Source organism: Sphingomonas sp. NFR15 (genome assembly GCF_900103265.1).
Taxonomy (GTDB): domain Bacteria; phylum Pseudomonadota; class Alphaproteobacteria; order Sphingomonadales; family Sphingomonadaceae; genus Sphingomonas; species Sphingomonas pollutisoli.
Genome location: NZ_FMWX01000017.1, coordinates 1 through 20710, shown reverse-complemented (window position 1 = coordinate 20710; position 20710 = coordinate 1). Strand labels below are relative to the sequence as shown.

15 protein-coding genes and 4 pseudogenes are annotated in these 20710 nt (G+C 57.2%); 16 read left to right on the top strand and 3 right to left on the bottom strand.

The window, feature by feature from the left end; all coding sequences use genetic code 11:
* The 14 genes from BLS81_RS20155 to BLS81_RS20560 form a co-directional block, all read left to right on the top strand.
* Window positions 1-276: DUF1330 domain-containing protein (locus BLS81_RS20155; RefSeq protein WP_143023424.1), on the top strand; the 276-nt coding region annotated here is incomplete at its 5' end.
* A gap of 221 nt (window positions 277-497) precedes the next feature.
* Window positions 498-1664: a nucleotide sugar dehydrogenase gene (locus tag BLS81_RS20150; protein ID WP_093226581.1), complete on the top strand. Its 1167-nt coding sequence runs from the start codon at window positions 498-500 to the stop codon at window positions 1662-1664.
* Window positions 1665-1981: 317 nt separating this feature from the next.
* Window positions 1982-3409 carry an O-antigen ligase family protein gene (locus BLS81_RS20145; protein WP_093226579.1) on the top strand — a complete coding sequence of 476 codons (1428 nt, stop codon included), beginning with the start codon at window positions 1982-1984 and terminating at the stop codon, window positions 3407-3409.
* A gap of 425 nt (window positions 3410-3834) precedes the next feature.
* Window positions 3835-4962 carry a GDP-mannose 4,6-dehydratase gene (gmd, locus tag BLS81_RS20140; RefSeq protein WP_093226578.1) on the top strand — a complete coding sequence of 376 codons (1128 nt, stop codon included), beginning with the start codon at window positions 3835-3837 and terminating at the stop codon, window positions 4960-4962.
* 14 nt (window positions 4963-4976) lie between these two features.
* The gene (locus BLS81_RS20135) at window positions 4977-5936 is read left to right on the top strand and encodes a GDP-L-fucose synthase (protein WP_093226584.1); all 960 of its coding nucleotides are present in this window, start codon (window positions 4977-4979) and stop codon (window positions 5934-5936) included.
* Complete coding sequence (locus BLS81_RS20130) at window positions 5933-7150, top strand: WcaI family glycosyltransferase (RefSeq protein WP_093226576.1); 1218 nt, start codon at window positions 5933-5935, stop codon at window positions 7148-7150. The genes BLS81_RS20135 and BLS81_RS20130 overlap by 4 nt, the downstream gene beginning before the upstream one ends.
* A 12-nt stretch (window positions 7151-7162) precedes the next feature.
* Entirely contained in the window at window positions 7163-7840 is a 678-nt protein-coding gene (locus tag BLS81_RS20125; protein ID WP_256326363.1) for an LbetaH domain-containing protein, read from the top strand.
* Between the two features lie 196 nt (window positions 7841-8036).
* Entirely contained in the window at window positions 8037-9131 is a 1095-nt protein-coding gene (locus BLS81_RS20120) for a glycosyltransferase family 4 protein (protein WP_176787284.1), read from the top strand.
* A 1-nt stretch (window position 9132) separates the two neighbouring features.
* Window positions 9133-10320 (top strand): glycosyltransferase, encoded by a 1188-nt coding sequence (locus tag BLS81_RS20115; protein ID WP_093226573.1) that lies wholly within the window; start codon window positions 9133-9135, stop codon window positions 10318-10320.
* 256 nt (window positions 10321-10576) lie between these two features.
* The gene (locus tag BLS81_RS20110; RefSeq protein WP_143023423.1) at window positions 10577-11929 is read left to right on the top strand and encodes a lipopolysaccharide biosynthesis protein; all 1353 of its coding nucleotides are present in this window, start codon (window positions 10577-10579) and stop codon (window positions 11927-11929) included.
* A 5-nt stretch (window positions 11930-11934) separates the two neighbouring features.
* A complete protein-coding gene (locus BLS81_RS20105) occupies window positions 11935-13533 on the top strand; it encodes a GMC oxidoreductase (RefSeq protein ID WP_093226570.1) in 1599 nt (532 codons plus the stop codon).
* Window positions 13530-14462: an aldo/keto reductase gene (locus BLS81_RS20100; protein ID WP_093226568.1), complete on the top strand. Its 933-nt coding sequence runs from the start codon at window positions 13530-13532 to the stop codon at window positions 14460-14462. Before BLS81_RS20105 ends, BLS81_RS20100 begins: the two co-directional genes overlap by 4 nt.
* Window positions 14463-14493: 31 nt before the next feature.
* Complete coding sequence (locus BLS81_RS20565; RefSeq protein WP_143023422.1) at window positions 14494-15894, top strand: hypothetical protein; 1401 nt, start codon at window positions 14494-14496, stop codon at window positions 15892-15894.
* On the top strand, window positions 15891-17318 hold the full coding sequence (locus BLS81_RS20560) for a hypothetical protein (protein WP_143023421.1): 1428 nt from the start codon (window positions 15891-15893) through the stop codon (window positions 17316-17318). Before BLS81_RS20565 ends, BLS81_RS20560 begins: the two co-directional genes overlap by 4 nt.
* A 156-nt stretch (window positions 17319-17474) precedes the next feature.
* Here BLS81_RS20560 and BLS81_RS20095 read toward each other — a convergent pair.
* Window positions 17475-17690, bottom strand: a pseudogene (locus BLS81_RS20095) (IS630 family transposase); the annotation flags it as partial.
* A 35-nt stretch (window positions 17691-17725) separates the two neighbouring features.
* On the opposite strand from BLS81_RS20095, the pseudogene BLS81_RS20090 reads away from it, so the two are divergent.
* Window positions 17726-18475: pseudogene (locus tag BLS81_RS20090) on the top strand (transposase); the annotation flags it as partial.
* Between the two features lie 42 nt (window positions 18476-18517).
* On the opposite strand, the pseudogene BLS81_RS20085 reads toward BLS81_RS20090, so the two are convergent.
* Window positions 18518-19813: pseudogene (locus BLS81_RS20085) on the bottom strand (IS66 family transposase); the annotation flags it as partial.
* Window positions 19814-19906: 93 nt separating this feature from the next.
* On the opposite strand from BLS81_RS20085, the gene BLS81_RS20080 reads away from it, so the two are divergent.
* A complete protein-coding gene (locus BLS81_RS20080; protein ID WP_093226567.1) occupies window positions 19907-20554 on the top strand; it encodes an IS4/Tn5 family transposase DNA-binding protein in 648 nt (215 codons plus the stop codon).
* A gap of 12 nt (window positions 20555-20566) precedes the next feature.
* On the opposite strand, the pseudogene BLS81_RS20555 reads toward BLS81_RS20080, so the two are convergent.
* Window positions 20567-20710, bottom strand: a pseudogene (locus BLS81_RS20555) (IS630 family transposase); the annotation flags it as partial.

The following is a 20710-nucleotide window of genomic DNA, read 5'->3' as shown; positions in this document are numbered from 1 at the left end:
GCGCCCGACGGTGTCGTCGTGCTCGAGTTCCCGAGCGTGGAGGAGGCGCGGGCCTGGTATCAAAGCCCCGGCTATCAGGCGGCGTTGCAGCACCGCCTCAAAGCCACCACCTACCGGGTGATCATCACCGAAGGAGTGTCAAGGTTCGGTCCAAGCCGGCACGGTGTTGAAGCGCATACAGCGCGGACTCGCGCGCGTTATGATACGCGCGAAATGGCTTCCATCAGCAACCTCGTCGTCGTTGGGCTGCAGGCCGCTATCCGCGGTCCTTCATAGCTAGAATTAGCAAGCCCGAACTTGCCTCTATTCGGATGGAGAGGAACTTCCTATACGCCCCTTGTGCAGATGCAGCATAAACGCATTGACCTGGTCGGCAGCGATGTTGGATGGCTGCTCGCCAACTTTTGGGACGCGCGTTATTGTGTGTGGAGGCGAGCAAGTGCTTGAGGAAGCATCACAGTGGCGCGCGACGAGCGCACGCGGAAGGTGATATAAGCATGAAAATCGCGGTCTTTGGTCTTGGCTACGTCGGTCTTTCCAACGCGGTGCTGCTCGCGCAGCACAACGCTGTAGCAGCGGTCGACATCTCAGCCGATCGTGTCGAGATGCTCAATGCTTGCAAGTCGCCGATCGTAGATGCGGAGCTGGAGGCTTTCCTCGCTACAAAGCCGCTAGACCTTACTGCCACGCTCGACGCGAACGAAGCGCTTGCCGGCGCCGATTATGTCATCGTCGCTACGCCGACCAATTATGATGTCGAAACAAACAAGTTCGACACCTCCTCGGTCGAGGCGGTGATCGGCGGCGCGATCGCTGTGAATCCCGGTGCGACGATCGTGATCAAATCGACAATCCCCGTCGGCTTCGTCAATGATGTGCGGGCGCGCTTCAACACCTCACAGGTCATCTTTAGCCCAGAATTTCTGCGCGAGGGCAGCGCGCTTTATGACAATCTCCATCCTTCTCGTATCATCGTCGGAGAGCGTTCCGAGCGGGCGCGAATTTTCGCCGATCTGCTGCTTCAAGGTGCTGAGAAAAAGGACGTCGAAGTCCTCTTCACCGACGCGAACGAGGCCGAGGCGATCAAGCTGTTTGCCAACACCTACCTTGCTATGCGAGTCGCCTTCTTCAATGAACTTGATAGCTACGCCATCGCGGGCGGCATGGATACGCGCCAGATTATCGATGGTATCGGCCTCGATCCGCGCATCGGTCGGCATTACAATAATCCCAGCTTTGGTTATGGCGGTTATTGCCTGCCCAAAGACACCAAGCAACTTCTAGCCAATTATTCGGAAGTGCCGCAAAACCTCATCCGCGCGATCGTTGATGCCAACCGCACGCGTAAAGATTTCCTTGCTGATCAGATTCTTGCGAGGAAGCCCGCCAAGGTTGGCGTGTTTCGTCTTGTCATGAAAGCGGGATCGGACAATTTTCGCCAATCTTCGATTCAAGGCATTATGAAGCGTATCAAGGCGAAGGGGATTGACTTGGTCATTTATGAGCCCGCGATGCATGAAGCGGAGTTTTTCGGATCGGCGGTCATGAGTGATCTCGATGCTTTCAAGCGGGAATGTGACGTTATCATCGCCAACCGTATGACGGCAGATATCTTGGATGTGCGGGAAAAGATCTTTACTCGAGATTTGTTTGGCTCGGATTGAGGCGGGAGGCAGGCGGCCCAAGCGTTCTGTGAGAGTGTTTGCGCGGGATGTGGTGCGCTGCATGGTGTCTGACAGCGCCAGCAACGACGGGCGCGATTTACGCGTTTGTGGCGTTAATCACCCCCCCCAAAAAAAACTGACGCTGATAGCTGCGCGCTAGGCTGAGGCGCCCACGTGCGACCGGACTTGGCAGCGGCGGGCTGGCGGAAGTACCGCCTTTGGCGCTAGGTTGAGTGACGAAAATTATCTTTCCCTGCCGATCCGATTGTGGGACGGGCGAGAGGGTCCTTGTTTAAGTAAGCGCAGCGAGCCGCCAGATGCCAAGAAAATTGCGTAGCTTTAGTGATTTTTCACAGCCCGTATCGCTTCCGCTGGCTATGGCAGCAATGGCACTTCTGCTCACGTTAACACTGCTCGGTCCTGCGATGACGACACTCGGCGATGCCGAAAGTGGTGCCGGCAACGTTGTGCGCCAGCTTGGCTATGCCGTCGTGTTCGGGCTGGCCTTGATCGCCATGCGCCCGCTGAAGCATCCCGAGCGGCTAGCGGTGGTGCCTTGGTTCTTTTGGGTGGCGCTTGCTTGGTGCTGGTTGAGTCTCGCATGGGCGCTCGACCCCAGCGTAGCGATTCGGCGACTGGTGTTGACCACAATAGTTATATGGTCCGTCTTTGCGGCCGTTAAGCAACTGGGTATTGAACGGACTTTGCTGTTCGTGCGGATTGCGCTTGTTGCAATCTTAGTTGTAAACTACAGCGTCGTTCTGGCGTTGCCGAAATTTGGCTTGCATAATCTCGACTCAGAGGATCCGCTTCTTGTCGGTAAGTGGCGAGGTTTGATGGGTGACAAGAATCAAGCCGGATTGATTTGCGCAATAACCATAATTTTTTTTAGTTTCGACCGTAGGGGCTTACCATATGCTCTGTTGGCTGGTATTATTCTCTTCTCGGTCATATTTCTTTGGTTTAGCGCGTCAAAAACATCGTTAGGCCTCGTTTTCGTCGCGATCGCCGTAAGCGTTGGATACATTAGGCTGAGGCCTCTGATGAAAGTGCATCGTCAGATGTCGCCGGTGCGCCGCAATATGATCTTAGCGGGTGTGGCCGTGGCTTTTGTGCCGCTGATACACTTTGGCGTGCAGAGCGATCTTTTTCTGAACTATATTGCAGATTCCTCAGGGTTGACGGGGCGTACTGAGATTTGGAGAGCGATGATGCGCTACTATCTCGAGAATCCCGTTTTTTCAGCGGGGTATGGTTCGTTCTGGAATATCGGAAACGCCAGCCCCATATTCAGGTACGGCGAAGGATGGGTGCAAACTGTATCAGAAGGACATAATGGCTACCTCGACCTTTTGATAACGATAGGGCTACCTGGCCTAGTCTTGGTTATCGTGGCCACGTTAATCATACCAGCCTATCGTCTGATTACCACATCTCATTTGAGCAATGCGACCTGTGCGCTGGTGGTGAGTCTCCTATTCTTTTGCTTCAGTCACAATTTCACTGAGTCTAGCTTGTTTGATCGCGACACAATCGGAGAGGTGTTTCTCCTATTGGCCTTGGCCATGCTATGGACCGGCGAAGCGAAGAGGCGCAACGCTGAGGTTGGTGCTGAAGGGGATAAAGCGGGGCGGCCAAATTCTCCGGACAATCCGGCCGTGGCAATGAACAGGCGCGCACGTATACGTACTGGTGCGAGGCCGAGTGGTCGAGAAAATTCTAGATCAGGTCGGCGACGCGGCTGAGAAATAGCAGCAGCGCCGAAGTGCTTGACGCAAATCTGCTTCGATTGCGGCAGAGGCATTGCTGTAAGTGCTGTTACTCAGGCATCGATGGCGCGTCCACGGAACCTAAGAATCATGTTGACCCGGGGGACGGTATGGCGGCATGCTGCACCGCAACATTCTCACAATTGCACTTGCGGCACTTAACCTAGATCGCCGCAGGGCGAAGCAGTTCAGGGCGGGTTTCAACGCCCGCGCGCAATAATGTATCGATTCTCGGTCCGGCTTTGAATAAAAGTGGGCGCGGTGCAGAGGAATGGCCGCAGTGCGCTGGTTGGTGTTGCCGAGCCAAGCGCGTTGCAGTGCGATGTAATTTCAGGCAAGGCTGGTTCATCTCGTTACGTAGTTCGCGTATTGGTGCAGCCAAGATGTTGAGGGAGTGAGCGGTGACGTCACGCAAGAAGGCGCTAATTACAGGCGTTACGGGTCAGGATGGGTCCTACCTAGCTGAGTTCCTGATTGAGAAGGGCTATGAAGTCCACGGCATCAAGCGCCGGGCGTCCTTGTTCAACACGCAGCGCATTGATCACATCTATCAGGACCCGCATGCGTCGCAGCCCAGCCTGAGGCTGCATTACGGTGACCTATCGGACACGTCCAACCTCACGCGCATTTTGCGCGAGGTAGAGCCCGACGAAGTTTATAATCTCGGCGCGCAGAGCCACGTTGCGGTCAGCTTCGAGGCGCCCGAGTACACTGCGGACGTCGATGGCATCGGCACGTTGCGCCTGCTTGAGGCCATCCGATTTCTGGGTCTTGAGAAAAAAACGCGTTTCTATCAAGCTTCAACATCCGAGTTGTATGGCCTCGTACAGGAAATCCCCCAGCGCGAGACCACGCCATTCTATCCGCGCTCGCCATATGCGGTCGCCAAGCTCTATGCATATTGGATTACGGTCAATTACCGCGAGGCTTACGGCATGTATGCCTGCAACGGTGTCCTGTTCAACCACGAAAGTCCGCGGCGCGGCGAGACATTCGTGACGCGCAAGATCACCCGAGGGCTCGCCAATATCGCTCAAGGCCTTGAAGGCTGCCTATTCATGGGCAACATAGATTCGCTGCGCGACTGGGGGCACGCTAAGGACTACGTTCGCATGCAGTGGATGATGCTTCAACAGGAGCAGGCGGAGGACTTCGTCATCGCCACCGGAGTGCAATATTCAGTGCGCGAGTTCATAGCTTGGTCGGCGGCGCATCTTGGGATTACGCTGCGCTTCCAGGGTGAGGGCGTGGACGAAGTCGGCGTTGTCGACAAGGTCGAGGGCGACGATGCGCCCGCTGTAAAGACCGGCGACGTTCTCGTGCGGATTGATCCTCGCTATTTTCGGCCATCCGAGGTGGAGACGCTGCTGGGTGATCCTGCTCGAGCAAAGGAGCGGCTCGGCTGGGTGCCCGAGATCAGCGTCCAGACGATGTGCGAGGAAATGGTGGCGGCGGACCTTCACACCGCCAAGCGTCACGCGCTGCTCAAGGCACATGGTTACGAGCTTCCAGTCTCAATCGAAGGTTGATGGAGGAACATCCCATGCGGATCTACGTGGCGGGCCATCGCGGCATGGTCGGCGGTGCGATCGCGCGCAAACTGTGCGAGCGAGGGGTTGAGGTCATCACCCGCACCCATGCCGAGCTTGATCTTACCGATCAAACTGCGGTGCGGGCCTTCTTCGCGAGTGAGAAGCCGGACGGGGTCGTCTTAGCAGCAGCCAAGGTGGGAGGCATTTATGCCAACAACACCTACCCGGCCGACTTCATTTATGAGAATTTGATGATCGAGGCCAACGTTGTTCATCAGGCTTATGCTGCCGGTGTGCAGCGTCTGCTGTTTCTCGGTTCCTCGTGCATCTACCCGCGTGCGGTGGAGCAGCCGATGCGCGAGGACGCGCTGCTGACCGGGGTCCTTGAATCGACCAACGAACCTTACGCCGTCGCAAAAATTGCGGGGATTAAGTTGTGCGAGAGCTACAATCGGCAATACGGCACTGACTATCGCAGCGTGATGCCTACCAACCTTTACGGCCCTGGCGACAATTTTCATCCGCAGAACAGCCATGTAATGCCAGCATTGATTCGTCGTTTTCATGAGGCCGCCCGGGCTGAAGCTGACGAGGTGTTAATATGGGGGACTGGGACGCCTAGGCGCGAATTCCTGCATGTCGATGATATGGCGGAGGCCTCGCTGTTCGTGTTCGATCTCGATAAGCAACGCTACGAAGCGAATACGGAGCCGATGCTGAGCCATATCAATGTTGGCTTCGGTGAGGACGTGACGATCGCGGAGTTGGCGCACATGATTGGCGAGGTTACTGGTTTCGAAGGCCGCATAGCTTTTGATACCGAGAAGCCCGACGGCACCATGCGGAAACTGATGGATTCTAGTCGTCTCAACGCCATGGGTTGGAAACCGCGGGTCGCGCTTGCCGAAGGTATCCACGAGACATATCAGTGGTTTCTCGATCATCACGAGGCGGCTCGGACCGCATCATGAACGTCTTGATTCTTGGGTTGAATTACGCGCCCGAGCCGGTGGGCATCGGGCCATACACGGCCGGGACCGCCGAGTTCCTAGCGGCGGCGGGGCACGATGTGACCGTCGTCTGCGGCAAGCCCTATTATCCGGATTGGAGAGTGCAGGAGTCGTACCGACGGTCGGGGGTGCTGTCGTCAATCGAAAGCGGTGTAGATGTCCGACGCGTCCCGATCTACGTGCCATCGAAGCCGAGCGGTGGGCGCCGGCTCATTCATCATGCCTCATTTGCACTTCGGGCTTATCCGGAAATGCTGCGCGCCGCCCGTAAGAAGAGGCCTGACGTGGTGATGTGCATTGCACCGTCTCTGATTTCTATGGTCGCGGCTCGGGCGATAGCCTGGATGTTTGGCGCCAAGGTCTGGGTGCATATCCAGGATTTTGAGGTCGAGGCTGCGTTCGCCACTGGCTTGCTCAAGGATCATGGCCTCATTGCCAAGGCAGCGCGGAGTTTCGAGACGTGGTGCCTGAAAGCGGGGATGGTTAGCACGATCTCTCCCCAAATGTGCGCGAAGTTACGTGATTTAGGCGTGCCGGCCGCTCGTATATATGAATTCCGTAACTGGGCTAACATCGACAATATCAAACCCCTCGCCCGACCCTCCATATACCGCGAACGTTGGAATATTACGACCCCTTACGTGGCGCTGTATTCGGGTAACCTCGGTAACAAGCAGGGAATTGAGATCATCCCCGAAGTTGCGCGGCTGCTGGCGGAGCGGCGCGATATCACTTTCGTGATCTGCGGTAATGGTGCTTCGCGTGAGCGACTGATGGCTGCGGCTGAAGGGCTGTCGAATGTCCAATTTCAGGATCTGCAGCCCGTCGAGATGATGTCTGATCTGCTTGGCCTCGCAACAGTGCATTTGTTGCCCCAGATTGCGGGCGCGGCCGATCTTGTCCTGCCGTCAAAGCTTGCCAATATGCTTGCTTCTGGTCGAGTTGTGTTGGCCACCGCGATCCCAGGCACTGGACTCGCCCGTGAAGTGGAAGGCTGCGGCCAGGCGGTTGCTCCCGAGGACGCTGCGGCGATGGCGCGAGCGTTGGTGTCTTTGCTCGACGACGAAGCCTCTCGACTCGCTTATGGACTGGCGGCCCGGAACCGCGCGGAGGATCGCTGGCGACGACAAAGTATATTAAGCGATTTCGCGATCGCGTTCAGCGCGCATGCCTGAGTATTGCGGGAAATGATGATGGGCAGCACGAGTGAGTGGGGGGTAGATATGGTCGACGAACGTCTTCATCAGGCGCCACGAGATCGGACCGAACAGTCCTTCGAATTTCCGGAAACAGTGGTGCAGCCGCTGGACGCCCGCACTTCCGGGTCGATGCATACCGGAGCTGCAAGCTTCTCGCTGCGCAACAAGTTGGAGCGGGTTGTGTGGCAACTCACTTGGCTAACGCTCGCGCGTTGGACGCCGCCGCCCCTCCATAAATGGCGATGTATGTTGCTCCGAATGTTTGGTGCGCGCATTGGTGGGAACGTTCGCGTGTATGGTAGCGTCGAGATATGGCATCCTGCTAACCTTGTGATGGAGGATCAGGCTTGGCTCGGTCCCCATGTGCGGTGCTACAATCAAGGCAAAATCACGATTGGCTCGCGGGCTGTGGTCTCGCAATATGCTTATCTCTGCGCCAGCAGCCACGATGTGTCCGATCCTTTATTCCAACTCATCCTGAAGCCGATTGTTATTGGCGAGCATGCATGGATTGCGGCGGACGCATTTGTCGGACCAGGTGTAACGGTTGGAACAGGGGCGGTGCTTGGTGCGCGTGGCGTCGCCGTCCGCAATCTGGACGCGTGGACGATCTACGGCGGCAATCCGGCCAAGGCGATCAAGCGGCGCACATTTTCCGAAGCGTAAGTTTTAATCCTAATAGTTCTGGTCGACAATCGCGTATGTAGTGGCGGCAGCAATAGTATCTCTATCAAAGGCATGGAAGGTCCGAAGGTAGCCAAGTGGAACAACTTACATAATGTTGATTGCAAGAACTGTGATTATCAACACATTTCATAACTAATCGCGGGATGCACTTTCCATTGTGAACAGAGAGATGCCCATGACGAAGCCCATGACGAAACTGCGGCCAAAGTTTATCATTGCGATCGGGTCTCTGGGCGACTATCGTCTCGGCGTCGTGAAGGAGCTTCGCAAGCGGCTTGGTAAGGATCTTGGTATATTGGCCGGATCTCCCGCCTATGATGCCACGATACGTCTCCTGGACTATGAAGCGCACGGTGTCGAGCGGCTCTCTAACACCTATGTTGGACGCGACATTCTTTTTCAGCGGTTGCCGCTGCTGACGTTACTTCGCGCCGAGGGATTGGTCATGGATCTCAATCCGCGCGTGCCGCATGTCTGGCTGATTGTGCTGGTTCGGCGCCTCATCGGGCGACGGACGGCCCTTTGGGGGCATGCCTGGCCGCGTCAGGGGCAAGGTTCGCGATCCGACTACTTGCGGGGTTTGTTGCGCAGTTTGGCGACTGGGCTAGTCACATATACGGAGACCCAAGCTGACGAGTTGCGCAGGTTGTACCCTTCGAAGCGCATCAACGCTGCGCCAAACGCCCTACAGAACGTCGCTCAGATGCATTTCGAGCATGGCGCTCAGCGGTTTCGGATTCTATACGTCGGGCGTCTTGTTGTCGACAAGAAGCCGATGATTCTACTTGATGCTTTTTTGCGAATCGCGGCCGAGGTGCCTTCGCTAACGTTAACAATAATTGGCGACGGGCCAGAACGCGCTGGGATCGCAGAGAGGGCAAGCGGATCGCCGTTCTCGGATAGGATTGAGATGCCCGGGCACGTTTCCGACTACGAGCGATTGCGCGCCTACTATGCGGAGTCAATCGTTAGTGTATCGCCGGGCTATATTGGGCTTTCCGTCACCCAAAGCTTCTCCTTCGGCGTCCCAATGCTCGTGTCGAAGAGTGAGCGTCACTCCCCGGAAATTGAGGCGGTACGAGCTGGCTTCAATGGCGAATTTTTTGAAACTGACAACGTCGCTTCGCTGTCGAAAGGGCTGCTCAGTTTCACGCGGAATTCAGCTACTTGGGCCGGCCGGGGAGATGCTATCGTTGCGGATTGTGCTGAAAGATATTCGGTCGAGCGGATGGCTGCCGGCCTGATCAACGCGCTGCAAGAAGCGCAGTAACGTGCGCATCGCCTTTGTCGTATCTGATCTCAGCTATCCGCCGCGCGAGGGGCTGCATCAGCAATCGCTCGTCACAGCTAATCTGATTGCCGGCCCGGGTCGGGAAGTCGATATTTTCGGTTTCGTTCGTGATCCGGCTCGCCTTGACAGAGATGCGTTGCTCGCAGATCTGGGTATCTCCTTCGCTGAGGAGCCAATTTCAACGCGTTTGCCGCAACTGGTTCGCGCATTGTTGAATCTGTTCCTGCCTGACGCGATGCTCGGCCGGCGTATCGCCACTCTGCGCGTCCAGTTGGCTAAGTATGACGTCGTTCACCTCGAGAATGTCTCGGCCTGCGCTCTGGCGCGGGGCGATATCGCAGAAAAGACGATTATCGGGCTGATTGATCCTGGAACTTTGCGTTGGAGGCGGTTGGCGACGGGTTCGGATAGGCTAATCGAGAGATCGAAGGCCCGCGTCTTCCTCTCCCTCCACAATCTAATTGAAGGTCGGTTGCTCTCACGCAAGACGTACGCGCATGTAGTATCTGCCGAGGATGCCGCATATCTCCGGCGCCGTCGACCGCAGGCGGTGGTGACGGCGATCCCCGTTTCTTTGCCACCTGATATTGTTGATGAGGCAACCCGGGAGCTTCCGGAGAAAGAGTCTCGCTCTGCTGTGGTTTTCCTTGATCTGCGGCAGCCGCACTTACGGGCATCGCTGGAATGGTTCGTCGAGACTGTGTTGCGTCCTCGTGCCGATGAGTTCGCGAAATTCACGTTCACGGTCATGGGACGCGTCGAGCCCGATAGCGGCCTACTTGATCTGTGTCGCGAACTGCCGATCAGGTTTGTCTCGTGGGTAAACGATTATAAGGTAATGCTGAAATCAGCGAACGTCGTCATTACCCCAGATCGCGCGGGCACCGGGCTGAAAAACCGCGTGATCCAGTCTATGGGCCTAGGATGTGCGGTCATAGGTACGAGCGTCGCGTTCGAAGGCATAGCGGCGTCAAATTATGTGAACGCGGTCATCGCGGACGACCCGGGAGCGATGTCGGACGCGCTACTGCGGCTGATGGTTGACGACGATGCACGCGAGCGGATGGGTACCAAGGCAATGACTTTCGCGATGCAGGAATTCCATCCGGGAAAAGTCCAGGCTCGGTGGCATGCGCTGCAGGATGAAATACGAGCCCACCGAGAATGAAATTGGCAGGAGTGCCAGAATACTTGGCGGCCGCGTCGGTGAGGCCACACTGCAAAAGGCGCCTTTCCGATCACGAAATACCGTTTCGACTTTTTGCTGGGAATTTGTCGCTCGTGGAGGGGCAGTCGGCGCGGTTCTGCGCGAAACGTGGGAAGTGAAACGCTATGTCATCGATGATCGTTCAGAGGACCCTGATGGATCTGGCACCTAGTATGGCTGGACCGACGTGCCTACTTCAGCCCCGAAAGGCTATATGATGATTCGCCGATTGCTAGGCGGAGTTGGCGCCAACATTTTCGACAAGATCATCGTAAGTGGCTCCCAGTTAACTCTGGTTCCTGTTCTCGCGGGAGCATGGGGACTGAAGCAATATGGTCTGTGGGTTCTCTTGACTACGATACCTTCCTTCCTCGCTATGGGTGACTTTGGCTTCGCGACTGCGGCGGGGACGAAGATGACGATGGCAGAATCGCGAGGAGAACGCGACGCAACCATACATATCTTTCAAAGCGCTTGGTTTGCGATCCTAGCGTCTTCAGCGGCGCTAGCATTACTGGCGGCAATAATCGTTTTTCTATTGCCCGGTTATCTAATCTCAGGCGGGTCTGCCATGTCGCCGCTGGACGCCAAGATTACATTGCTAATTATGATCTTTTACGGCATCGCTGCGATACAGGGGACGATTTTCTTTGCAGGCTTTCGTTGCGCAGGTTTGTTCGCGGTCGGCGCATTCTGGAATGCGATCATCATCCTGATCGAAAGCGTAATCGTGATTACCGTTGTGCTTCTCGGTGGAGGTGTGATGGCGGCGGCGATCGGGCTGCTGAGCGGGCGCGTCCTTGGTTTAGCGGGGCAAAACGCTCTATTGCGCCGGCGCGTGCCTTGGCTGACACTAGGCGTCGACCGCGCAACTCGCGCGGAAATCAAAAGTCTTTTGGGTCCGGCGGTGGCCGTGATGCTCGTTCCGATCGGCCAAGCTTGCTCAATACAGGGCAGTGCGGTGGCGCTTGGCCTGGCGGCTGGGCAGGCAGCGGTGCCGACATTCACGGCGGCGCGGACCCTCTCCCGGGTTGGCCTGCAGATGTGTTGGTTGCTTAACACCGCCCTGATGCCGGAATACTCGGCCGCTACTGCCCGGGGTGACCGACGAGCGCAAGCGGCTATGGTTCTGGCGACAATTTTGGTATCGGCAATGCTGGTCATGCCGTACGCGATTGGGTTCGCGTTGCTCGGGCATTGGTTTGTTAAAATTTGGACGCACGGTGTCATCAATTCGCCGCCGACCTTGATGGCGGTGATGGGACTCAGCATCATCTTCGGCGGATTTTGGTATCCTATATCTAACCTCATCTTGGCAAAGAATCGACACGGCTCCTATTCTGTTCTTTTTATGATCTTCTCTGTACTGTCGGTCCCGATTGGATACCTGCTATCGTTACGTTTCGGTGCAACAGGAGCGGGAATGAGCATGGCATTGCTCGATCTGATGATGTTCGTCACGATCGTGATACAGAGTCGGAAGATCTTGGTTACACCGCGGGAGCTCTTTGCCTCCGCCGGGCAGATGAAATCGCTTCTGTCCGAAAAAATGCTCTCACGGGGAATTTAGGTCTCATGATCGTCGAATTCAATGATCCGTCTGTGATTCTGCCGCGACCCGACGTCGTGGTCCTTGGTGCCGGCGCGGTAGGCTTGGTGATGAGCGTGAAGCTTGCGCGTCAAGGAGTAAAGGTTCTGCTGTGCGAGTCCGGCGGGCGTTCGGCTGAGACGGGATCGCAGGCGTTGAATGACTCGGTCGTTATTGGTCGCCCGCATGCTGGCATTTCAGAGGGGCGTGCACGCGTACTCGGAGGCACAACAACATTATGGGGCGGCCAACTCATTTCGTTCCGCGAAATCGACTTTCAGCCGCGTAGCTGGCTTGGGCTGAAAGGCTGGCCGATTAATCGAGATGTCTTGTCTCCGTATTACGAAGAGGTCGCCAAGATGCTCGGCCTACCCGTTCTCGAAGACGATGACGCGGCGATCTGGTCCGCGCTCAAGCTGCGATCGCCCGATTTTGGACCTGAGTTAGAGGTGATTTTAACGCGCTGGCTCAAGGAGCCAAATTTGGCTCGAGTGTTCGCGCGGGAGCTCGCGGGCAATCCTAATCTGACCGTCGCGCTGCATGCCACAGGTACAGGCTTCGATTCGTATTCGGACCACGCGACAATCAAGTCGGTGACTTTGTGCGCGCCGTCGGGGCGAAGCGTGGATGTCGAAGCAAATCACTTCGTTGTCGCTTGCGGTACCATCGAGGCAAACCGCCTCATGCTCGCGGCGGCCCAAGCGCGGCCCGACCTACCCTGGGCGAACAATAAATGGGTGGGGTGTGCTTTCCAAGACCATCTGGACATCCGCGTCGCTGATGTCACTTTGCTCGATAAGAAGGCATTCGGAAACATCTTCGATAACATATTTCTGAATGGTTACAAGTACAACCCGAAGGTCGTGCTAGCCCGCTCTGTTCAGGAGGAGATCGGTACTACAAATATTGCTGGTACTTTTGTGTTCGAATCATCGCTCTCCGCCCATCTCGCAAATTTCAAAATATTCGCCAAGGCCCTCCGCAACGGTGCAATGCCCCCCAATCTGCGCTCAATGCCGTCGCATTTCGCGGCGCTCATGAAAATCTGGTTGCCATTAGTTACGCGCTATCTCAAGGATAACCGGGCTTTAAATCCGGCCGATTTGGGCATCGGTTTGCGGCTGCATTGCGAGCAGCGGCCACTTGCCACGAGTCGTATACGGCTTGATTCGTCTCGCGTTGACATCAATCATATGCCTTTGGTAGTTTTGGATTGGCGTATTGACGGCTCGGAGATTGAAGCCATGGCGGCGCTCTGTGCTCGTATTGGCGGCGCGTTGGAGCGCAACGGCTTAGCTACCCTCAGAGTTGACCCGCGGATTCTCGCCAAGGACACCAGAATTCTCGACGAAGCTCGCGACACGAACCATCATTGTGGTGGTCTGCAGATGTCTCGAACTGAAGAGGAGGGGGTCGTGGACTCAGACCTGAAAGTGCATGGCGTCGCTAATCTTTTTATCGCAGGTGCGGCGGTCTACCCGAGTTCCAGTTTCGCTAATCCGACATTCACGGCCATGGCGCTCGGTTTGCGGCTTGCTAGCAAGATCACCGGCACTACGGCTCAATCTCCGGAACTCGCCCAATGATGGATGTCGTCACATTTGCAGGCGGCAAGACCAGCCGCATAGCTTTTGGTTGTGGGCGGTTGGTTGGCGGAGCAGGATTGCGGGCCAGTGCGCGTCTGGTTGAGGCGGCCCGCGATCTTGGCATCACTCATTTCGATGTAGCGCCATCTTATGGCCTGGGATTAGCGGAAGACGTTTTAGGGGAAGTGTTGGCCGGGGACGTTGCGGCGACGGTAGCCACAAAAGTGGGTATTGGTCGCCCGAAGAATCCAGGTTTTCTGTCCGTCGTTCGGCAGATCGCGCGGCCACTCCTCGCCTCTACGCCCGCCATAAAGGCGTGGCTCGCCAAGGGCGCTTCAGCTGGCGCGGAGCGGAAGGCATTCAACGTGGCGCAGATGGAAGCTTCAATCGCGGAGAGTCTGCGGCGGTTGAGGCGGGGTAGTGTGGATGCGCTGCTGTTACACGAACCGGACCCCGAAGGCGTTGGCCCGGAGGCGCAGGCGTTCCTTGAGGGATTGCTGGCGCGGGGAACTGCGAAGACGATTGGCAGCGGTACTGGCGGACGGCTACATGGATTGCCCGATTTCGGCACTGTTAGGCAGTACCGGTGGGATCTAGCAGGCACTCCAGTTGATGAGAAGGGAACGCATATCCTGCACGGGGTAATGCGAAGTCTCGCCGCTCCATCCGACGCAGAGCGTGCCGCGCTGGCGAACGCTATGCGGAAGATGGGTTGCGTCTCATCAAATTCGGAAGCCGCGCCCGCGGCGCTGCTTAGCTTGGCGCTTGGGAGCGCACCTGGGGCCATTATACTCATTTCTACCAATGATCCAGTTCGCTTGCGGTCGACCATCGCCCGGATTGACTGGGAGGTTGCCAGTGGAGGACGGCGTGAGATCCTGTCGGCGTTTAGAGATGCTAGCGGCCATAATGCACGCGGTTCTAAATGAAATATTGTATGCTTAAAAGGATCGACCACCGATGGCCGTCTTGATCGTTCTGTTTTTCATATTGGCACTTAGTGTTAATATTCTTGCGCTGCGGAAGATCAGGCTGGCGAGTTTGACGTTTCTCGATGGTATCGTCATCGGTATGGTTTATTATCTAACCGTGCCAATGATATTCATTTTGCTTGCTGGGCGGATCAGTCCAGATTTCATGCCCATTCCAGAGTATAAGCCTTATGAAGACGTTCAGACATCTTTCGTGATTGAAGCGGCAATCGCTTTCATAAGTGCGGCGAGAATATTGACGGCTCGTTCGAAACTGCCGAATGTGCGACATAACGTATATCCGATTACTTACGTCGTTTTTGCGATAGCCGTCCTATACTTCGGGAGTACGCTAATCAGCGCCCGTATGTTGGGTACTGCGAGCGGAACTCATTGGTTCAAGGCATCAAATGATCTTGCAAATAGCAACGGAAGCTATTTGATACTTAAGGTGATTGCGAACTTCTCGCGTACTGCAATATTTGGCTGTATAGCTGGTATTCTGTCCAAGACATCTCGTAACAGATTCCTGTTAGTCTGTGTCGGGCTTTTTGTGTGCGTCTTCGATCTAGCGATAACGTTTAATAGGATCAGTGTAGCATACTTTCTGATCGTGATACTAGTCGCATATAGGCGTCACGTATTTTCTGCGAGCCTGTTGATGGCGGTCGCTTTGCTTAGTGCGACATTCGTGTCTTCGTTGTGGACAGAGGTTCGCGGTCTGGTGAGCGTGTATGGATCTTCGGTCGCCGGTTTCACGAATGCGGTCACCGTGGCGCTGACGCATGCTGACGAAGGGAAGCCTTTCGTAGATGAAATGAATGGTGTCTTTGAATCTATTAATATTGTTGCTTTTAATTACGTTGTTGAGAATACCGATCGACTAGATGTGTCTTCGTCGGCCTATTTTGTGCGACCGTTGACACTATTCATACCGAAAGCGGTATTTTCGGAGCGGCCGCCCTCGTTTGCATCGGTTCTCGGACTCGCAATTTCTGGGAGTAAAGATGCAGCTCTTAATTCCACGTTGCTAGGGGAGCCCTACGCAAGCTCTCCTTGGTTATGGCCGTTCATGTTGCTCGCCGTAATTCTGTTCTATAACCTCTGTTATGAATACCTTGCTCGCGCGAATTCATCTTTCGGACCGATTGGTGCCGTCATCGCATTCGCTCTGTGGCGCTTCGATTCATCATTTGCTGCTTACTCACTCATCTTTTGCGTCCTGATTCATATCGGTTTGCGCTTGGTGCGACTTGTCGTTGTTCAGTTCCGGGCTAAGTCTCGGCCATCGAACAGATTTCTTGCGCCTACAGCCGGCGATGTCGTTCGCCCTACTCTCCAGGGCGAGCGGGTCTCGGGAGGCGGCCTTGAAGAAGGAGCTGACGTATGATGGGATGGGCGCCAATGGGAGCCTGCATCGCTTTGTTCGCAAGCGGGGCGATGATTGTGGGGGGGGGCATCACTGTCTCTCCCGGAACACGGGTGAGTGCGCCTTTTTCGATCGTGGCTGCGCCAGCCCATGTCGTAGGCCCGCTCGACCGCGGCAGTCCCGGGTTTGACAAATCCGGTAATGCTTATTTACGCGATGGAACCGATTTCGTGGTAATAAAGAAGGGCTCTAAGCCCCGAGTTATGGATCTGACGTCGGCGGCAGGCGCCGCGATCGATCGCGACATTTTTGGGGGTAAGGGCTTGTGGGATAGGCGCTGGGACACCGGCCGGATGATTGATACGGCCGTCGTCGTCGATGACTCGGACAGGGTGTATACCGTTCTTACCCCGAAATTGTCTAATCTCAAGACTGCTATTTTGCTGATGTCAGACGATGGCGGAACTACTTGGAGGGCGACTCCGCTGCGTGCCCGTACAGCAACAATAGAGCGCTATGACTCCTTCAATGACCATGGCGGGCCGCCCACGATCCTAAGTTTCGAGAATTTCGGACCATATACCGGCCCGCAACTCTGGCTAGAGACGTTCAAAATTTCGGACAATGGGCTGCAGAGAAGGGCTCCAGCCGCTCTAGTCTCTAATAACAGCTTTGTTGTGCCAAATCATTCCGGTGGCGGCAATTTGACCTTCACATTGAAGGACAAGATTTTCGTTGTCTTTGACACTTTGGATAAGTCTGCTCCCGGCACCGAAGCGCTTGGCCGCACGTTCGATCGGACTACGGGTGAGTGGACCGGCGGCATGGTTTCTTTGGGCAGGAGTACGACCGTCGCGAGCCCGGACGATCATGATCTTCCCGCCATAACAATGGATAGAAGTGGCACTTTGACAGTAGTTTTGGGGGCGCATCATGCGCACTTCAAAGTGCTCCAGTCGTTGCTTCCGCAGTCAATGTCGAGCGGGTGGTCGCCGCCGGTAACGATCGGTCAGAGCGGTCGTGATAATGGCGACCGAGCTGAAGCATCCTTTAGCTACACTAGTCTCAACACTGCGCTCGATGGAACAGTGAACATCGTGGCGCGCGCCGAGGGAACTTCATTCTATAATCTTGTGCAATTTCGGAAGCCGCCTGGTCAATCGTGGGCTAAGAGCTCGGGCGGGATCGTTCCGCGCTTGATTTCAAGTTCAGGACGTCACGGCTATGCGGCTTGGCGTCAACAGGTTACAGCTGATCGAGCCGGGCGCCTTTATCTCAATTTCGTATATTACGCGAATAACTTGTCAGTGGCGGAGGCGGCTGCGGGTGGGGTCGCCGACAGCCCAAGGAAGGATTGTGTCAATGCGCGATGTTGGTATATAAACGCTCCATCTGCCAGGCCGATCACGCTAGTATCTGATGATAACGGTGAAACTTGGAAATAGGTGAGTGCTCTGGCAGGCTGTTGGAGAAGTCCACTTTTGGCGATGGAGGGGGCTCGTCGCCGTCTGCGGCATCGGATTTCACCGAAGAGGGAGCTGTTGAAAGTGGGGTCGGCGTTTTCGTCGCAAACCCCGTCCATTTATACCAAAGCGCATTGATCAGAACCCATGGGCCCATTGGCGCAGCCCGAGGGACATGGTGCGCCAGGGCTGCTCGACGAGCTTGTTCCAGGCGAAGCAGCGGTGGTCGACGATGTCGTCGTAGGATTGGAAGATGCGGTTCGACAGCCGGTTGTCGCGCATGAACTGCCAGACGGTCTCGACCGGGTTGAGATCCCATGAGGGGGTGAATAGCGACCGACGCTCTGGCAGAGGCGAGTCGCAAAACATCAACTTCCAGGAGGCCCGCAATGCCAGTTGCAGTCAACCGTTCCGAAGCGCCGGCCGCTATTCGTGTAGATCTTGCCGCAATCTTCGTCTCGTTGGAACTGTCTCGTTCGAAATGGCTGGTCACGTCGCTTTCGCCGGGTGCGGGCGAGAAGATGTCCAAACACGTCGTGGCGGGCAGCGACGTTCCGGCCTTGCTGGCGCATTTCGCTGAGCTGCAGCGCAAGACAAAGGCGCGCACCGGGCAGAGTTTTCCGATCGTGTCGATTCAGGAGGCCGGTCTCGATGGATTCTGGATCCACCGGATTCTCGAACAGGATGGAGTCGAGAGCTACGTCGTCGATCCGGCGTCCATCGCCACATCACGCCGCCGGCGCCGCGCGAAGACCGACAGGATCGACGGCGAGGCGTTGGTGCGGGCGTTGTTGGCCTACAAGCGCGGCGAGCCCCGGGTTTGCGCTATGCTGCGGGTGCCGACGCCGGAAGAAGAAGACCGCCGCCGGCTCGTCCGTGAGCGCAAGGCGCTGACCAACGAGCGGGTAGCACATGTCAACCGGGTGAAGGGGCTGCTGTTCGGTCAGGGTATCTCCGGCTTCCAGCCGCTCAACCGCGACCGGCGGAAGCGCCTTGACGAGCTGGTGACAGGCGATGGCAGACCGTTGCCGTCAGCGCTAAAGGCGCAGATCAGCCGTGAGCTCGACCGGATCGAACTACTGCTCGAGCAGATCAAGGATGTCGAAAAAGCCCGTGACACCATGATGCTGGCCGCACAGACGTCATCGCCAGGTATTCATCCGCCGAAGGCCGCGGGGCGATCAGGCGGCGATAGCGTCGGGTTGGTTCCGCCAGTTCCAGGGCAGCAACTCATCAAGGCTCCGGATTGGGTGGCTAGCGATGCGGGCGAGGACGTCGGCGAGCCATGCCTGCGGGTCGACGTCGTTGAGGCGGGCGGTTTGGATGAGCGTGTAGAGGACGGCGGCGCGCTGACCGCCGCAGTCCGAGCCGCAGAACAGCCATGCCTTCCGCCCGAGCGGCACGCAGCGGAGCGCCCGCTCGGCGGCGTTGTTCGAGATGCAGACCCGGCGATCGTCGAGGAAGCGGGTGAACGCATCCCAGCGGCGCAGCATGTAGTTGATGGCTTTGGCGAGATCATGGTTGCGCGACAACTTCGCGTGCTGCTCGACGAGCCAGGACTGCAGCTCGGTCATGAGCGGCGCGCTCAACTCCCGGCGCGTGGCAAGGCGCTCGGCGGCGGTCTTGTTGTTGATGGCGCGCTCAATGTCGAACAGGGCATCGAGCCGCTGCACGGCCTCGAGCGCGATCGGATAGATCATGCCGACGCGCTCACCGCGGCTCTTCTTGCAAGCCGCGCCTTCGACATCGGCGAGTTCGAAGAACTTGCGCCGCGCGTGGGCGAAGCAGCCGGCTTCAAGCACCGGGCGAGGCTGACGGCCGGGCGCATAGAGCTCGCCATATCCGCCATAGGCGTCGGCCTGCAGGATGCTGGACCACGACGCGAGATGCGCCTGCGGATGCTCGCCGCGCCGGTCGCGTGAATAATGGAACAGTGCCGCAGGCGGATCGGTGCCGGCGAACGGCCGATCGTCGCGTACATAGACCCAGAGCCGGGCGACATCGGTCTTGCTCTTCGCCATGACCGGCACGGTGGTGTCATCGCCGTGCAGCCGTTCGGCGGCCAGCACGTGAGCTTCGATCAACCGGTAAAGCGGCATCAGCGCGAAGGCAGCGGCACCGACCTGGTCGGCGAGCGTCGATATGCTGAGCGGCACGCCTTCGCGGGCGAAACGCTCGGCCTGGCGGTTGAGCGGCTGATGCTGGCCGTACTTCTCGAACAGCAGCATGGCGAGGAAGCTTGGGCCTGCCCATCCGCGTGGCACGACGTGGAACGGCGCCGGCGGCTGGGAGATCGTCTCGCAATCCCGGCAGGAGACCTTCTCCCGCACGGTCTGGATGACCTTCCACGAGCGCGGGATCACCTCCAGCGTCTCGGTGACATCCTCGCCGAGCCTCGACAGCCGCGTGCCGCCGCAGGCCGGGCAGGTGCATGGCGCGGAAATAATGACCCGCTCGCGCGGCAGATGCTCGGTAACCCTTCGAGGGCGGCCGCTTGATGGGGTGTGAGCGGCTGTCGGGATAGCGCCGGTGCAAGCGACGGTGTTTGCACCGGTGTTAGCGACGGTGCGATGGGTCAGGTGACGGTAATTTCGGGAGCGGAGCGTCGCCGGCAATGGTCGGACGAGCAAAAGCTGGCGCTCATCGAGGCGGCGTTTGCGCCAGGTGCGAAAGTGGCGCGGGTCGCGGCGCAGGCGGATATCCGGCCGAGCCAGATCTACCGCTGGCGCCGTGACCTGCTGGGGCCGCAGAGCATGGTTCCGGTTGTGGTGACCGGCCAATCGAGCGAGACGGTTGCTGAGCCGGTTATTGTCATCGAGGTTCAGGGCGCGACGGTTCGCATCATGCCGGATGCGTCCGCCCTTGAATCAGGTGAATCGGTTATGATTCATTCACGAACACCTTGCTGTGTTCGTGAGGTTCGCGATGTCGGCAAAAACGAGAAAGCTCTGCCTCATGGTGACCGCTGGCCGCGTAATGAGGTCGATGAGACGGCGTTCAGAGATGCTCGACTCGGGCGCCGGTTCGGCGAGTTGCTCTGCCGCTTGAGTGACGGGATGGGACGAACAATCCCTTTGGCCTGTCAGGACTGGGCGAGCACCAAGGCCGCATGTCGGTTCTTTTCGGATTGTACGGGCCCCCATCGACTTGACGTCATCGGCAATCATCCCTGTTCAGCGCGCTTGAGCCTTCGTCTTTCGCGCGGCAAATGGTGCTAGAGCAGATTCCGTTCAGTACGCATCGTAGCCTGCGGCTGCGAAGTAGTTGGCGCACTCTGCCGGCGTGAAGGTATCGATGGCGGCGCCGATAGCGCTGGTGAGGTCGCCGACGGTGCGAGCGGCGGCTTTGCGCAGGAGCGCCTTGAGTTTGGCAAA

Bases quoted from the DNA above. Each gene is read 5' to 3' on its own strand.
- BLS81_RS20150 (WP_093226581.1), top strand. From the start codon at position 498: ATGAAAATCGCGGTCTTTGGTCTTGGCTACGTCGGTCTTTCCAACGCG.
- BLS81_RS20565 (WP_143023422.1), top strand. From the start codon at position 14,494: ATGGCCGTCTTGATCGTTCTGTTTTTCATATTGGCACTTAGTGTTAAT.
- BLS81_RS20100 (WP_093226568.1), top strand. From the start codon at position 13,530: ATGATGGATGTCGTCACATTTGCAGGCGGCAAGACCAGCCGCATAGCT.
- BLS81_RS20105 (WP_093226570.1), top strand. From the start codon at position 11,935: ATGATCGTCGAATTCAATGATCCGTCTGTGATTCTGCCGCGACCCGAC.
- BLS81_RS20120 (WP_176787284.1), top strand. From the start codon at position 8,037: ATGACGAAGCCCATGACGAAACTGCGGCCAAAGTTTATCATTGCGATC.
- BLS81_RS20135 (WP_093226584.1), top strand. From the start codon at position 4,977: ATGCGGATCTACGTGGCGGGCCATCGCGGCATGGTCGGCGGTGCGATC.
- BLS81_RS20560 (WP_143023421.1), top strand. From the start codon at position 15,891: ATGATGGGATGGGCGCCAATGGGAGCCTGCATCGCTTTGTTCGCAAGC.
- BLS81_RS20125 (WP_256326363.1), top strand. From the start codon at position 7,163: ATGATGATGGGCAGCACGAGTGAGTGGGGGGTAGATATGGTCGACGAA.
- BLS81_RS20080 (WP_093226567.1), top strand. From the start codon at position 19,907: ATGGGTCAGGTGACGGTAATTTCGGGAGCGGAGCGTCGCCGGCAATGG.
- BLS81_RS20110 (WP_143023423.1), top strand. From the start codon at position 10,577: ATGATTCGCCGATTGCTAGGCGGAGTTGGCGCCAACATTTTCGACAAG.
- BLS81_RS20145 (WP_093226579.1), top strand. From the start codon at position 1,982: ATGCCAAGAAAATTGCGTAGCTTTAGTGATTTTTCACAGCCCGTATCG.
- BLS81_RS20130 (WP_093226576.1), top strand. From the start codon at position 5,933: ATGAACGTCTTGATTCTTGGGTTGAATTACGCGCCCGAGCCGGTGGGC.